Annotated in this window: 13 protein-coding genes; all 13 read left to right on the top strand. The window is 66.1% G+C overall.

What is annotated here, in order from left to right:
* Window positions 1-37: 37 nt before the first annotated feature.
* The 13 genes from ubiE (at window position 38) to WS46_RS12015 (ending at window position 15,001) form a co-directional block, all read left to right on the top strand.
* Window positions 38-769: a bifunctional demethylmenaquinone methyltransferase/2-methoxy-6-polyprenyl-1,4-benzoquinol methylase UbiE gene (ubiE, locus tag WS46_RS12075; protein ID WP_059528209.1), complete on the top strand. Its 732-nt coding sequence runs from the start codon at window positions 38-40 to the stop codon at window positions 767-769.
* Window positions 770-810: 41 nt separating this feature from the next.
* The gene (locus WS46_RS12070; RefSeq protein ID WP_059528206.1) at window positions 811-1,845 is read left to right on the top strand and encodes a Tim44 domain-containing protein; all 1,035 of its coding nucleotides are present in this window, start codon (window positions 811-813) and stop codon (window positions 1,843-1,845) included.
* A 163-nt stretch (window positions 1,846-2,008) separates the two neighbouring features.
* Window positions 2,009-2,635, top strand: a complete 627-nt coding sequence (locus WS46_RS12065) for an SCP2 domain-containing protein (protein ID WP_059528203.1) — start codon at window positions 2,009-2,011, stop codon at window positions 2,633-2,635.
* A gap of 12 nt (window positions 2,636-2,647) precedes the next feature.
* Window positions 2,648-4,225: a ubiquinone biosynthesis regulatory protein kinase UbiB gene (gene ubiB, locus WS46_RS12060; protein ID WP_059528200.1), complete on the top strand. Its 1,578-nt coding sequence runs from the start codon at window positions 2,648-2,650 to the stop codon at window positions 4,223-4,225.
* A 17-nt stretch (window positions 4,226-4,242) separates the two neighbouring features.
* Window positions 4,243-4,869 carry an SAM-dependent methyltransferase gene (locus WS46_RS12055; RefSeq protein ID WP_059690681.1) on the top strand — a complete coding sequence of 209 codons (627 nt, stop codon included), beginning with the start codon at window positions 4,243-4,245 and terminating at the stop codon, window positions 4,867-4,869.
* A 95-nt stretch (window positions 4,870-4,964) separates the two neighbouring features.
* The gene (locus WS46_RS12050) at window positions 4,965-5,303 is read left to right on the top strand and encodes an FmdB family zinc ribbon protein (protein WP_059690654.1); all 339 of its coding nucleotides are present in this window, start codon (window positions 4,965-4,967) and stop codon (window positions 5,301-5,303) included.
* Between the two features lie 61 nt (window positions 5,304-5,364).
* Window positions 5,365-6,015 (top strand): DUF502 domain-containing protein, encoded by a 651-nt coding sequence (locus WS46_RS12045; RefSeq protein ID WP_006477842.1) that lies wholly within the window; start codon window positions 5,365-5,367, stop codon window positions 6,013-6,015.
* 67 nt (window positions 6,016-6,082) lie between these two features.
* Complete coding sequence (gene aspS, locus WS46_RS12040; protein ID WP_059528194.1) at window positions 6,083-7,885, top strand: aspartate--tRNA ligase; 1,803 nt, start codon at window positions 6,083-6,085, stop codon at window positions 7,883-7,885.
* Window positions 7,886-8,041: 156 nt separating this feature from the next.
* Complete coding sequence (nudB, locus tag WS46_RS12035) at window positions 8,042-8,536, top strand: dihydroneopterin triphosphate diphosphatase (RefSeq protein WP_059528191.1); 495 nt, start codon at window positions 8,042-8,044, stop codon at window positions 8,534-8,536.
* Window positions 8,533-9,807 carry a cardiolipin synthase ClsB gene (gene clsB, locus WS46_RS12030; RefSeq protein WP_059528188.1) on the top strand — a complete coding sequence of 425 codons (1,275 nt, stop codon included), beginning with the start codon at window positions 8,533-8,535 and terminating at the stop codon, window positions 9,805-9,807. The genes nudB and clsB overlap by 4 nt, the downstream gene beginning before the upstream one ends.
* Before the next feature lie 199 nt (window positions 9,808-10,006).
* The gene (locus WS46_RS12025; RefSeq protein ID WP_006751498.1) at window positions 10,007-10,606 is read left to right on the top strand and encodes a TetR/AcrR family transcriptional regulator; all 600 of its coding nucleotides are present in this window, start codon (window positions 10,007-10,009) and stop codon (window positions 10,604-10,606) included.
* 58 nt (window positions 10,607-10,664) lie between these two features.
* Window positions 10,665-12,452, top strand: coding sequence for an acyl-CoA dehydrogenase C-terminal domain-containing protein (locus WS46_RS12020; protein WP_059690653.1), 1,788 nt, complete (start codon window positions 10,665-10,667; stop codon window positions 12,450-12,452).
* Window positions 12,453-12,565: 113 nt separating this feature from the next.
* Window positions 12,566-15,001, top strand: a complete 2,436-nt coding sequence (locus WS46_RS12015) for a 3-hydroxyacyl-CoA dehydrogenase/enoyl-CoA hydratase family protein (protein ID WP_059690652.1) — start codon at window positions 12,566-12,568, stop codon at window positions 14,999-15,001.
* Window positions 15,002-15,011 lie beyond the last annotated feature (10 nt).

Raw genomic sequence — 15,011 nt, 5'->3', positions numbered from 1 at the left:
CTCGGCGCCGTCTTGCCATTTACTGAGGATCAACGCGATGAGCAAAACCCACTTCGGCTTCGAAAGCGTCGAGGAAACCGAAAAAGCGAAGAAAGTGGCGGGCGTGTTCCATTCGGTCGCGAGCAACTACGATCTGATGAACGACCTGATGTCGGCCGGCATGCACCGCGCGTGGAAGGCGTTCACGATCGCGCAGGCGAACGTGCGCCCCGGCTTCAAGGTGCTCGACATCGCGGCCGGCACCGGCGACCTGACCAAGGCGTTCGCGAAGGCGGCCGGCCCGACGGGCGAGGTCTGGCATACCGACATCAACGAATCGATGCTGCGCGTCGGCCGCGACCGATTGCTCGACAAGGGCATCGTGACGCCGTCGCTGTTGTGCGACGCCGAGAAAATTCCCTTTCCCGACAACTACTTCGATGTCGTCACGGTCGCATTCGGGCTGCGCAACATGACGCACAAGGACGCCGCGCTCGCCGAGATGCGCCGCGTGGCGAAGCCCGGCGGCCGCGTGATGGTGCTGGAATTCTCGAAAGTCTGGGATCCGCTGAAAAAAGCGTACGATCTGTATTCTTTCAAAGTATTACCGTGGCTTGGCGACAAGTTCGCGAAAGATGCTGAAAGTTACAAGTATCTTGCTGAATCTATCCGGATGCACCCCGATCAGGACACGCTGAAGACGATGATGGAACAAGCGGGCCTCGATGCCGTCAAATATTACAATTTGTCAGGTGGCGTGGTAGCGTTACACCTAGGAACCAAGTACTAAGGGGTTCTTTCCATACATTCGCCTTACATCTGGAGAAGCTGATGTCCGAATCGCGTTCGTTGTTCAACCGTAGCAAGCCGTCGAAGCCGTGGGCTCGACGGGTCGGCACGCTGCTGATGGTCGGCCTGCTCACGGCCGGCACGTTCGCATCGCTCGACGCTGAAGCCAAGCGCATGGGCGGCGGGCGCAGCATCGGCCGTCAAAGCTCCACCGTCACGCAGCGCCAGGCCACGCCGCCTGCGCAGCAGCCGATGCAGCAGGCGGCGCCGGCGCAGGCGCAGCGCGCGAACCCGGCCGCACCGGCTCCGGCCGCGCAGCCGAACCGCTCGCGCTGGCTCGGGCCGATCGCCGGTCTCGCGGCCGGCCTCGGCATCGCGGCGTTGCTGTCGCACTTCGGCCTGGGCGGCGCGTTCGCGAGCATGATGGCGAACGTCATCGTGATCGCCCTGCTCGCGATGGTCGGCATCTGGCTGGTTCGCAAGTTCATGAACCGTCGCCGTTCGCACGAACCGGCGTACTCGGTGGGCGGTTCGGCATCGTCGTCGGGCGGCTACTCGCAGAGCCCGTCGTTCCAGCAAGGCAGCACCGGCAACAACTATGCCGGCAGCGGCAGCAGCTATGCGAACGAAGCGCAAGGCGTGTTCGGCGGCGGCGCAGCCGCCGCGGGCGCGGCGGGCGCGATGGCGGCCGCGCCGCTACAGGTGCCGGCCGGCTTCGACACCGAAGCGTTCCTGCGCAGCGCGAAGGTCTACTTCGTGCGCCTGCAGGCAGCCTGGGACCAGGGCAACCTGGCCGACATTCGCGAGTTCACGACGCCGGAAATGTTCGCCGAGATCAAGATCGACCTCGACTCGCGCGGCAACGAGGCGAACCAGACCGATGTCGTGCAGCTCGACGCGGAACTGGTCGCGATCGAGGATCGCGGCATCGAGCAGTCGGCGAGCGTGCGCTTCCACGGGCTGATCCGCGAATCGGCGAATGCGTCGGCGGCGCCGTTCGACGAGGTGTGGAACCTGTCGAAGTCGGGCAGTCAGGGCTGGCTGCTCGCGGGTATCCAGCAGCTCAACACGCACTGAGCATGACCGGTGGCCGGCTTGCCGGCTGCCCGGGCGACGGCCGCCGCACTGCGACCGCTTGCCGCCCGGGTGTGCGGTTGGCCGCGGTCTGCCGACGATCCGACGTTACAATAGAAACCCGCGTGGGCGCCCGGCCCGCGCGGGTTTTTTCTTTCCCAGCCCGATGACCTTTGCCGCCAAGCCTTTTGCTGCTGCTGTCAATCACCTGCTCGCGCGCGAATCGTGGGCGCGCGACCGCCTGATCCCCTACGCGGGCAAGACCGCCCGGCTCGACGTGCCGCCCGTCACGCTCACGCTGCTCGTGCAGCCCGACGGCTATCTGTCCGCCGTGGAAGCGCACGATGCGCAACACGTCGATGTGTCGATCGCGCTCGCGGGCGACACCGTCGCCGCATTCCTGCAGGGCGGCCAGGCGGCCGTGATGAAGCACGTGAAGATCGAGGGCGACGCGGAGTTCGCGACGCAGATCGCGAAGCTGGCCGAGCACCTGCGCTGGGAACCTGAGGAAGATCTCGCGAAGCTGGTCGGCGACGCGGCGGCGCACCGGATCGCGACGGTCGTGCGCGACGCCGGCGCGCGCGCGCGCCGCACCGGCCGCAACGTGCTCGATTCCGTCGCCGAATACTGGCTCGACGAAAACCCGCAAGTCGTCCGGCGCACGGTGCTCGGCGGCTTCGACGCCGAGCTGGCGCGTGCGCGCGATGCGCTCGCGCGGGTCGAGAAACGGGTCGAGCGACTCGAACAAAAAATCGGCGCGCGCACGGGCTCCGGCCCGCGCGGCGCGCACTGAGGGCCGCAGGGCATGCGCATTTTCCGTTTCATCAAGATTGTCTACACCGTCATCCGCTTTGGCCTCGACGAAGTGATGCTGTCCCGGATCGACGACCGGCGCGTGAAACTGCTGTTGCGGATCACGACGATCGGCCGCCGCTATTCCGATCCGCCCGCCGTGCGGCTGCGTCACGCGCTCGAAAGCCTCGGCCCGATCTTCGTGAAGTTCGGCCAGGTGCTGTCGACGCGCCGCGACCTGCTGTCGGTCGACTTCGCGAACGAACTCGCGAAGCTGCAGGACCAGGTGCCGCCGTTCGATTCGGCGGTCGCGATCGCGATCATCGAGAAGTCGCTCGGCGCGCCGGTCGACGAGCTGTTCGACGAATTCGAGCGCGAGCCGATCGCGAGCGCGTCGATCGCGCAGGTGCATTTCGCGAAGCTGAAGCAGGGCCCGCACGCGGGCAAGGCCGTCGCGGTCAAGGTGCTGCGCCCGAACATGCTGCCGGTGATCGATTCGGACCTCGCGCTGATGCGCGACATCGCGACGTGGACGGAGCGCATGTGGGCCGACGGCCGGCGCCTGAAGCCGCGCGAAGTCGTCGCCGAATTCGACAAGTACCTGCACGACGAGCTGGACCTGATGCGCGAGGCCGCGAACGGCAGCCAGCTGCGCCGCAACTTCGCGGGCCTCGATCTGCTGCTCGTGCCCGAGATGTTCTGGGATTTCTCGACGTCGCAGGTGCTCGTGATGGAGCGCATGACCGGCGTGCCGATCAGCCAAGTCGAGACGCTGCGCTCGGCCGGCGTCGACATCAAGAAGCTCGCGCGCGAAGGCGTCGAGATCTTCTTCACGCAGGTGTTCCGCGACGGTTTCTTTCACGCGGACATGCACCCGGGCAACATCCAGGTGAGCCTCGATCCGAACACGTTCGGCCGCTATATCGCGCTCGATTTCGGGATCGTCGGCGCGTTGTCGGATTTCGACAAGAACTACCTCGCGCAGAACTTCCTCGCGTTCTTCAAGCGCGATTACCACCGCGTCGCGACGCTGCACCTCGAATCGGGCTGGGTGCCGCCCGAGACGCGTGTCGAGGAGCTGGAAAGCGCGATTCGCGCGGTGTGCGAGCCGTATTTCGACCGCGCGCTGAAGGACATCTCGCTTGGCCAGGTGCTGATGCGCCTGTTCTCGACGTCGCGTCGCTTCAACGTCGAGATCCAGCCGCAGCTCGTGCTGCTGCAGAAGACGATGCTGAACGTCGAGGGGCTCGGCCGTTCGCTCGATCCTGAACTCGACCTGTGGAAGACGGCGAAGCCGTATCTCGAACGCTGGATGACCGAGCAGATCGGCCTGCGCGGTTGGTACGAGCGCTTCAAGGTCGAGGCGCCGCAGTGGAGCAAGACGCTGCCGCAACTGCCGCGCCTGATCCACCATGCGATGGCGGCGCGCCACGACGCACCGCGCGCGGCGAGCGAGGACCTGATGCGTCAGATCCTCGTCGAGCAGAAACGTACCAACCGGCTGCTGCAGGCATTGCTGATCTTCGGGCTTGCCGTCGGCGTCGGGGCGCTCGTCGCGCGCGTGCTGCTCGCGCTCGCGTACGGCGCATGAACGAAGGGAGCCGCGCGATGCCTGAACCGACACAACCGTCCGCACCGAGCGCCGCCGATTTCGCGACGCGCGACCCCGGCAACGCCGCGTTCTGGGACGAGCGTTTCGCGCGCGGCGTGACGCCGTGGGAATTCGGCGGCGTGCCCGACGGGTTTCGCGCGTTTGCGCAGCGCCTCGAGCCGTGCGCGGTGCTGATTCCCGGCTGCGGCAGCGCGCAGGAGGCCGGCTGGCTCGCGCAGGCCGGCTGGCCCGTGCGCGCGATCGATTTCTCGGCGCAGGCGGTGGCGACCGCGAAGGCGCAGCTCGGCGCGCATGCGGACGTCGTCGAGCAGGCCGATTTCTTTGCGTACCGACCGCCGTTCGACGTGCAGTGGGTGTACGAGCGTGCGTTCCTGTGCGCGCTGCCGCCGAGCCTGCGCGCCGGCTATGCGGCGCGGATGGCCGAATTGTTGCCGGCCGGAGCGTTGCTGGCCGGCTATTTCTTCGTGACGACGAAACCGAAGGGGCCGCCGTTCGGCATCGAGCGCGCCGAACTCGATGCGCTGCTCGCGCCGCACTTCGAACTGATCGAGGATCTGCCGGTGACCGATTCGCTGGCCGTGTTCGAAGGGCACGAGCGCTGGCTCACGTGGCGCCGTCGCTGAAGCCGGGGCGTCGCGGCCGTTGCCGGAGCGCGCCGGGGTTTCGGCTATAATTCAAGGTTTTGCAAGCCGTTTCCAGTTTCTGCGGGAAAAATATCATGCCGATCTACGCCTATCGATGCGAAGCGTGCGGTTTCGCGAAGGACGTGCTCCAGAAGATGAGCGACGCGCCGTTGTCGCAGTGCCCCGAATGCGGGAAGGATGCTTTTCGCAAGCAGGTCACCGCCGCCGGCTTCCAGCTGAAGGGCTCCGGCTGGTATGTCACAGATTTCCGCGGTGGCTCGGGCGGCACCAGCGCGCCGGCGACGGCGTCCGGCGACACGGCGGCGGCACCGGCCGCAGCGCCGGCGGCAGCCGCGCCCGCTGCCGCGAGCTCCGAAAGTACGACGACGAGCGCCGCGCCGGCCCCGGCTGCGGCGCCCGCCGCCGGCAGTTGACCGTCGCGGCCCGGCCGGGCCGCGACCAACCCGCGCTTCCGGCGCGGTTCATTGACGGCAGATGATGAAAAAGACGACCCTGAAAACGGTGTTCCTGACCGGCCTGCTGGTTCTCGTCCCGCTCGCGATCACGCTGTGGGTGCTCGGCCTCATCATCGGCACGATGGACCAGACGCTGCTGCTGCTGCCCGAATCGTGGCAGCCGGAGCGGATGCTCGGCTTCCACCTGCCGGGGATCGGCGCGGTGCTGACGCTCGCGTTCATCTTCGTCGTCGGGCTGGCCACGCAGAACTTCATCGGCCAGAAGCTCGTCACGTGGTGGAACGCGGTCGTGCGTCACATCCCGGTCGTCGGGCCGATCTACACGAGCGTCAAGCAGGTGTCGGACACGCTGCTGTCGAGCAGCGGCAACGCGTTCCGCAAGGCGCTGCTGATCGAATACCCGCGGCGCGGCTCGTATACGATCGCGTTTCTGACGGGTACGCCCGGCGGCGACGTGGTCAACCATCTGACGGAAGAGTACGTGAGCGTGTACGTGCCCACGACGCCGAACCCGACGTCGGGCTTCTTCCTGATGCTGCCGAAGAGCGAAGTCATCGAACTCGACATGTCGGTCGATGCCGCGCTCAAGTACATCGTCTCGATGGGCGTCGTGGCGCCTTCGGCGCCGGCTCCGGCGCCCGCCCGCCGTCCCGTCGAGCCGCCGCTGTAAGTAAAGAATCATCGCCCGGGCCGCGCGTTGCGGCACCCGTTGATCAAACCGAACGAAAGCAAACATCATGTCGATGCGTACTGAATACTGCGGTCTCGTGACCGAACACCTGCTGGGCCAAACCGTGTCGCTGTGCGGCTGGGTGCAGCGCCGCCGCGATCACGGCGGTGTGATCTTCATCGACCTGCGCGATCGTGAAGGCCTCGTGCAGGTGGTGTGCGACCCGGATCGCGCGGAAATGTTCGCGACCGCCGAAGGCGTGCGCAACGAGTTCTGCGTGCAGATCAAGGGTCTCGTGCGCAACCGTCCGGAAGGCACGGTCAACGCCGGCCTGAAGAGCGGCAAGATCGAAGTGCTGTGCCATGAGCTGATCGTGCTGAACGCGTCGATCACGCCACCGTTCCAGCTCGACGACGACAACCTGTCGGAAACGACGCGCCTCACGCACCGCGTGCTCGACCTGCGCCGTCCGCAGATGCAGCACAACCTGCGCCTGCGCTACCGCGTCGCGATCGAAGCACGCAAGTACCTCGACGAGCAGGGCTTCATCGACATCGAAACGCCGATGCTGACGAAGAGCACGCCGGAAGGCGCACGCGACTACCTCGTGCCGTCGCGCGTGAACGCGGGCCAGTTCTTCGCGCTGCCGCAGTCGCCGCAGTTGTTCAAGCAGCTGCTGATGGTCGCGAACTTCGACCGTTACTACCAGATCACCAAGTGCTTCCGCGACGAGGACCTCCGTGCCGATCGTCAGCCGGAATTCACGCAGATCGACTGCGAGACGTCGTTCCTCGGCGAGCAGGAAATCCGCGACCTGTTCGAAGACATGATCCGTCACATCTTCAAGACGACGATCGACGTCGAACTCGACGCGAAATTCCCGGTGATGCCGTACTCGGAAGCGATGGCGCGTTTCGGTTCGGACAAGCCGGACCTGCGCGTGCAGCTCGAATTCACCGAGCTGACCGACGCGATGAAGGACGTCGACTTCAAGGTGTTCAGCACGCCGGCCAACGCGAAGGACGGCCGTGTCGCGGCGCTGCGCGTGCCGAAGGGCGGCGAGCTGTCGCGCGGCGACATCGACGGTTACACGGAATTCGTGCGCATCTACGGCGCGAAGGGCCTCGCATGGATCAAGGTCAACGAGAAGGCGAAGGGTCGCGACGGCCTGCAAAGCCCGATCGTCAAGAACCTGCACGACGCGTCGATCGCGGCGATCCTCGAGCGCACCGGCGCTGAAGACGGCGACATCATCTTCTTCGCGGCCGACCGCGCGAAGGTCGTCAACGACAGCCTCGGCGCACTGCGCCTGAAGATCGGCCATTCGGAATTCGGCAAGGCGAACGGCCTCGTCCAGGCCGGCTGGAAGCCGCTGTGGGTCGTCGACTTCCCGATGTTCGAATACGACGACGAAGACGCGCGCTACGTCGCCGCGCATCACCCGTTCACCAGCCCGAAGGACGAGCACCTCGAGTACCTCGAGACCGATCCGGGCCGTTGCCTCGCGAAGGCGTACGACATGGTGCTGAACGGCTGGGAAATCGGCGGCGGCTCGGTGCGTATCCACCGTGAGGAAGTGCAGAGCAAGGTGTTCCGCGCGCTGAAGATTGGCGCGGAAGAAGCGCAACTGAAGTTCGGCTTCCTGCTGGACGCGCTGCAGTATGGCGCGCCGCCGCATGGCGGTATCGCATTCGGCCTCGACCGCATCGTCACGATGATGGCCGGCGCCGACTCGATCCGCGACGTGATCGCGTTCCCGAAGACGCAGCGTGCGCAGGATCTGCTCACGCAGGCGCCGAGCCCGGTCGACGAGCGTCAACTACGCGAGCTGCACATCCGTCTGCGTCAGCCGGAACAGCCGAAGGCGTAATGCGTGCCACAGGTCGTGTGCGCGGCGACGCGTGCACGACATCCAGCGAAAAAGGCGCCGTGGTGCGCCTTTTTCGTTTTTTGCGGTACAGTCGCAGCACTTGCCGCACGTTCCGGCACAGGCCCGGCGCCCGGCCCTGTGCCGCATGAAACAAAGATGACGAAGCCGCCGAAAATCCCCGAATCCGTTCTCGTCGTGATCTATACGCCCGAGCTCGACGTGCTGGTGATCAAGCGTGCCGACCAGCCCGATTTCTGGCAATCGGTGACCGGATCGAAGGACGCGCTCGACGAGCCGCTCGCGCTCACGGCCGCGCGCGAAGTCGCCGAGGAAACCGGCATCTCGGTCGGGTCGCACGACGTGCCGGCCACCGCGCTGATCGACTGGCACCACCGGATCGAATACAGCATCTATCCGCAATACCTGCATCGCTATGCGCCGGGCGTCACGCGCAACGTCGAGCACTGGTTCGGCCTGTGTGTGCCGCGCCGCGTCGACGTGACGTTGTCGCCGCGCGAGCATGTCGACCACGCGTGGCTGCCGTACCGTGAAGCGGCCGCGCGCTGCTTCTCGCCGTCGAACGCCGAGGCGATCCTGCAATTGCCCGTGCGCGTGTCGCTCGCGCGGGCGCCGCACGGCTCGTCCGCATGAATGCGGAAACCCGCAAGCGCTTCGCGCAATTGCGGCAGATGTTCCTGCAGGAGCGCGGCTCCGCGTCGCGGCTCGCGTTCACGGCCGGCAACACGGTGCGGCTCTGCGAGACCGGCAGCGAATTCTTCCACGCGCTGATCGAACGGATCGATGCGGCGCGCGAGCAGGTGATGCTCGAAACCTACATCTTCTGCGACGACGCGGCCGGCCGCCCGGTGTCGGATGCGCTGATTCGCGCGGCGCAGCGCGGCGTGCGCGTGCGCGTGATCACCGACGGCGTCGGCACCGCGCGCCTGCCGCTGTTCGATACGTGGGCCGGGGCCGGTGTCGAGCACTGCATCTACAACCGCTACCTGTTCGGCCGCTTCGGCTTCTCGCGCACGCACCGCAAGCTCGCGGTGATCGATCATGCGGTCGCGTTCTGCGGCGGCATCAACATCGTCGACGACTACGCGCAGGGCAGCGCGACGCTGCCGTTCCCGCGCTGGGATTTCGCGGTCGAGATGGCCGGGCCGGCGGTGTCGGACGTGCGCGCCGCGTTCGAGCTGCAGTGGCACCGCATCCAGTTCGGCCACAAGCCGTACGCGCAGTACGCGGCCGGACTGCACGGCGGCGAGGCATTCCCGGACATGTTCCGGCGCTGGATGCGCAGCCATCGATGGATCAAGGCCGGTGCACTGCGGGTCGTGACGGAGCCGAGCGTCGCGTTCGTCGCGCGCGACAACGTCGTGAACCGCCGCGCGATCGAGAAGGCGTATCTCGCCGCGATCGGCCAGGCGCGCCAGCGGATCCTGCTCGCGAATCCGTATTTCATGCCGGGCCGCAAGCTGCGCCGCGCGCTGACGGGCGCCGCGCGCCGCGGCGTCGACGTGCGGATCCTGATCGGCCGCAACGAGTTCACGGCGCTCGATACGGCCGTGCCGTTCCTGTATCACGCGCTGCTGCGCGCGGGCGTGCGCGTGGCGGAATACGACAAGACGATCCTGCACGGCAAGGTCGCGGTGATCGACGACAACTGGGCGACCGTCGGTTCGTCGAACCTCGACGCGCTGAGCCTGATGCTGAACAATGAGGCGAATGTCGTGCTGGTGCGCTACGATGCGGTCACCAACGAACTGCGCGACGCAATCGCGGCCGCCTTCACCGAAGGCCGTGAAATCGACGCCGCCCGGTATGCCGCGCGGCCGCGCATCGAGCGCATGCTGAACTGGCTCGCGTACAACACGTACCGCATCGTGATGAAGGCGCTGACGGTCGGTGGTTACGACTGACACGGACTAAGCATCCGCTTCAAAAATCTGTCCGCACGTTCGTGCGGAAAAGCCGCTCCGGTCCCGCCGGAATCGCGCAAAATAGCGGCTCGGTTAGACACCGGTTTCTAATAATTTCCTTGTTTCGCGAGCGGCTGCACTCAATAATAGTACGGCCGTTCGATTTTATTCGAACCCCCGAACGGTTACAGAAATAGCTATGCGAAAAGGCGAACAGACGCGTGCCGCGATACTCGAAGCTGCTTTGGACCTTGCCAGCCGTGACGGGCTGGAGGGGCTGACGATCGGCCTGCTGGCCGAGCGCATGCAGATGAGCAAGAGTGGTGTGTTCGCGCACTTCGGATCGCGCGAAGACCTGCAGGTCGAGGTCGTCCGCGAGTATCACCATCGTTTCGAAAACGAGGTGTTCTTTCCGAGCCTGCGCGAGCCGCGAGGCTTGCCGCGCCTTCGGGCGATGCTGGCCCGCTGGACGGAGAAGCGCATCCAGGAGGTGACGACCGGATGCATCTACATCAGCGGCGCCGTCGAGTACGACGACCGGCCTGACAGCCCCGTGCGCGAGCAGTTGATCGCGAGCGTGACGGCCTGGCGTGCTGCGATGCTGCGTGCCATTTCGCAGGCGAAGGAAGAAGGCCATCTGCGTGCGGATACGGATCCGGACCTGATGCTCTTCGAGTTGTACAGCTTCACGCTCGGCCTGCATCACGACGCACGATTCCTGCATTCGCCGGATGCCGTGCGCCTCACGTGGGCCGCGCTGGAAAAGACGATCGTTTCGTATCAGAGCGAGAGCCGTTAGCGGCGCGTGATCCGCCCGCCAGGAGCTCGAGCCGTTTTGCCCACCTTTGGAGAGAGTCATGGGACAGTACGCCGCGCCGCTGCGCGACATGCAATTCGTGTTGCACGAGCTTCTGAACGTCGAAGCCGAGGTCAAGCAAATGCCGCGGCACGCGGACCTCGACGCCGACACGATCAACCAGGTCCTCGAGGAGGCGGGCAAGTTCTGCTCCGAGGTACTGTTCCCGCTGAACCAGGTCGGCGACCGTGAAGGCTGCACGTACGAAGGCGACGGCGTCGTGAAGACCCCGACCGGCTTCAAGGAAGCGTATCGGCAGTACGTCGAGGCAGGCTGGCCGGCGCTCGGCTGCGATCCGGACTACGGCGGTCAGGGCCTGCCCGCGTTCGTGAACAACGCGCTCTACGAAATGCTTAATTCGGCGAACCAGGCATGGACGATGTATCCGGGCCTGTCGCACGGCGCCTACGAGTGCCTGCACGCGCACGGCGCGCCGGAACTCCAGAAGCAGTATCTGCCGAAGCTCGTGTCGGGCGAATGGACGGGCACGATGTGCCTGACCGAGCCGCACTGCGGCACCGACCTCGGCATCCTGCGCACCAAGGCCGAACCGAACGGCGACGGCTCGTACTCGATCAGCGGCACGAAGATCTTCATCTCGAGCGGCGAGCACGACATGTCGAAGAACATCGTCCACCTCGTGCTCGCGCGCCTGCCGGACGCGCCGCAAGGCACGAAGGGGATCTCGCTGTTCATCGTGCCGAAGTTCGTTCCGGACGCCGCGGGCGAGCCGGGCGAGCGCAACGGCATCAAGTGCGGCTCGATCGAACACAAGATGGGCATCCACGGCAACTCGACGTGCGTGATGAACCTCGACAACGCGAAGGGCTGGATGGTCGGCGAGCCGAACAAGGGCCTCAACGCGATGTTCGTGATGATGAACGCCGCGCGCCTGGGCGTCGGCATGCAGGGCCTGGGCCTCACGGAAGTCGCGTATCAGAACTCGCTGACGTACGCGAAGGAACGCCTGCAGATGCGCTCGCTGACGGGCCCGAAGGCACCGGACAAGCCGGCCGACCCGATCATCGTGCACCCGGACGTGCGCCGCATGCTGCTCACGCAGAAGGCCTACGCGGAAGGCGCGCGCGCATTCACGTACTGGTCCGCGCTGCAGATCGACAAGGAGCTGTCGCACGGTGACGAAGCGGTGCGCAAGGAAGCGGCCGACCTCGTCGCGCTGCTCACGCCGATCATCAAGGCGTTCCTGACCGACAACGCGTTCGAGTCGACCAACCACGCAATGCAGATCTACGGCGGCCACGGCTTCATCTCCGAGTGGGGCATGGAGCAGTACGTGCGCGACGCGCGGATCAACATGATCTACGAAGGCACGAACTCGATCCAGTCGCTCGACCTGCTGGGCCGCAAGGTGCTCGGCGACATGGGCGCGAAGCTGAAGAAGTTCGGCAAGCTCGTCACCGAATTCGCGGAAGCCGAAGGCGTGAAGCCGGAGATGGCCGAGTTCATCAACCCGCTCGCCGACATCGGCGACAAGGTGCAGAAGCTGACGATGGAAATCGGCATGAAGGCGATGCAGAACCCGGACGAAGTCGGCGCCGCCGCCGTGCCGTACCTGCGCACCGTCGGCCACCTGGTGTTCTCGTACTTCTGGGCGCGCATGGCGCGTCTCGCCCTCGACAAGGAAGCGTCGGGCGACCCGTTCTACAAGTCGAAGCTCGCGACCGCACGCTTCTATTTCGCGCGCCTGCTGCCCGAGACGGCGGCGACGATCCGCGCCGCGCGCGCCGGCTCGAAGACGCTGATGGAAGTCGACGAATCGCTGTTCTGACGCGAGTCCGGGCGGTGCGCGCCGCGCGCCGCCCGAACGCAACGGTTCCTGGTACTCACTTCGTCGTGCAGCCCTCACAACCCGCGCTGCACGACATTATCCGGAGACATCCCGTGAGCAATTTCCTGATTCGCAAGGTCGCCGTGCTGGGCGCCGGCGTGATGGGCGCGCAGATCGCCGCGCACCTCGTCAACGCGCGCGTGCCGGTGCTGCTGTTCGACCTGCCGGCCAAGGAAGGCCCGAAAAACGCGATCGCGCTGAAGGCGATCGAGAACCTGAAGAAGCTGTCGCCCGCGCCGTTCGGCGTGAAGGACGACGCGAAATACCTCGAAGCCGCGAACTACGAAGACGACATCGCGAAGCTCGCCGAGTGCGACGTCGTGATCGAGGCGATCGCCGAGCGGATGGACTGGAAGCACGACCTGTACAAGAAGGTCGCGCCGCACATCGCACCGAACGCGATTTTCGCGACCAACACGTCGGGCCTGTCGATCACGAAGCTGTCCGAAGGTTTCTCGGACGAGCTGAAGTCGCGCTTCTGCGGCGTGCACTTCTTCAACCCGCCGCGCTACATGCACCTCGTCGAGCTGATCCCGACCGCGCACACGCGTCCGGAGATCCTCGACCAGCTCGAGACCTTCCTGACGAGCATCGTCGGCAAGGGCGTCGTGCGCGCGAAGGACACGCCGAACTTCATCGCGAACCGCGTCGGCATCTTCTCGATCCTCGCGGTGATCACCGAGGCCGCGAAGTTCGGCCTGCGCTTCGACGAAGTCGACGACCTGACGGGCAGCCGCCTCGGCCGCGCGAAGTCGGCGACGTTCCGCACCGCGGACGTGGTCGGCCTCGACACGATGGCGCACGTGATCAAGACGATGCAGGACAACCTCGCCGACGATCCGTTCTTCCCGGTCTACCAGACGCCTGCCGTGCTCGCCGAACTGGTGAAGCAGGGCGCGCTCGGCCAGAAGACGGGCGGCGGCTTCTACAAGAAGGAAGGCAAGGCGATCAAGGTGCTCGACGCGAAGACGGGCACGTACGTCGATTCGGGCGCGAAGGCGGATGAAACCGTCGGCCGCATCCTGAAGCGCCCGCCGGCGGAACGCCTGAAGCTGCTGCGCGAGACGGACCATCCGCACGCGCAGTTCCTGTGGTCGATCTTCCGTGACGTGTTCCACTACATCGGCGTGCATCTCGAGTCGATCGCCGACAACGCGCGTGACGTCGACCTCGCGATCCGCTGGGGCTTCGGCTGGAACGAAGGCCCGTTCGAAGGCTGGCAGGCTGCCGGCTGGAAGCAGGTCGCCGAGTGGGTGCAGGAAGACATCGCGGCCGGCAAGGCGCTCGCGAACGTGCCGCTGCCGTCGTGGGTGCTCGAAGGCGCGGTTGCGGAGAAGGGCGGCGTGCACACGGCCGAAGGCTCGTGGGCGCCGGCGTCGAAGCGCTTCGTGCCGCGCTCCGACCTGGCCGTCTACGGCAAGCAGGTGTTCCGCGCGCCGCTCGTCGGCGAAGCCGGCGCCGACCCGAAGACGTACGGCAAGACGCTGTTCGAAACCGACGCCGTGCGTGCATGGGTCGACGATCGCGCAGGCGAGGACGACGTCGTGATCGTGTCGTTCAAGTCGAAGATGAACACGATCGGACCGAGCGTGATCGACGGCCTCGTGCAGGCGATCGAACTCGCGGAGAAGGACTACAAGGGCGTGGTGATCTGGCAGCCGACGTCGCTGAAGCTCGGCACGCCGGGCGGCCCGTTCTCGGCCGGTGCGAACCTCGAAGAGGCGATGCCCGCGTTCATGATGGGCGGCGCGAAGGGCATCGAGCCGTTCGTGAAGAAGTTCCAGGAAGGCATGCTGCGCGTGAAGTACGCGAACGTGCCGGTCGTCGCGGCCGTGTCGGGCATCGCGCTCGGCGGCGGGTGCGAGCTGATGCTGCACAGCGCGAAGCGCGTCGTGCACGTCGAGAGCTACATCGGTCTCGTCGAAGTCGGCGTCGGCCTCGTGCCGGCGGGCGGCGGCCTGAAGGAAGCGGCGCTGCGCGCGGCGGATGCGGCAACGGCCGCGAACGCGACCACCGACATCCTGAAGTTCGTCACGAAGTCGTTCGAGAACGCGGCGATGGCGAAGGTGTCGTCGTCGGCGCACGATGCACGCGCGATGGGCTACCTGAAGCCGTCCGACACGATCATCTTCAACGTGTTCGAGCTGCTCGACACCGCGAAGAAGGAAGCACGCGCGCTGGCGGCCGTCGGCTACCGTGCGCCGCTGCGCGCGAAGGACGTGACGGTCGCGGGCCGCTCGGCGATCGCGACGATCAAGGCGTCGCTCGTCAACATGCGTGACGGCCGCTTCATCAGCGACCACGACTACCTGATCGCGAGCCGCATCGCCGAAGCCGTGTGCGGCGGCGACGTCGAAGCCGGCAGCCTCGTCGACGAGCAGTGGCTGCTCGCGCTCGAGCGCCGCGCGTTCGTCGAGCTGCTCGGCACGCAGAAGACGCAGGAACGGATCATGGGCATGTTGCAGACCGGCAAGCCGGTGCGTAACTGAGCGAGCGGAT

Source organism: Burkholderia sp. RF4-BP95 (assembly GCF_001521985.1).
Classification (GTDB): Bacteria; Pseudomonadota; Gammaproteobacteria; order Burkholderiales; family Burkholderiaceae; genus Burkholderia; species Burkholderia diffusa.
The sequence above is the reverse complement of the archived record's forward strand: the minus strand, read 5'-3'. Positions and strand labels throughout refer to the sequence as shown.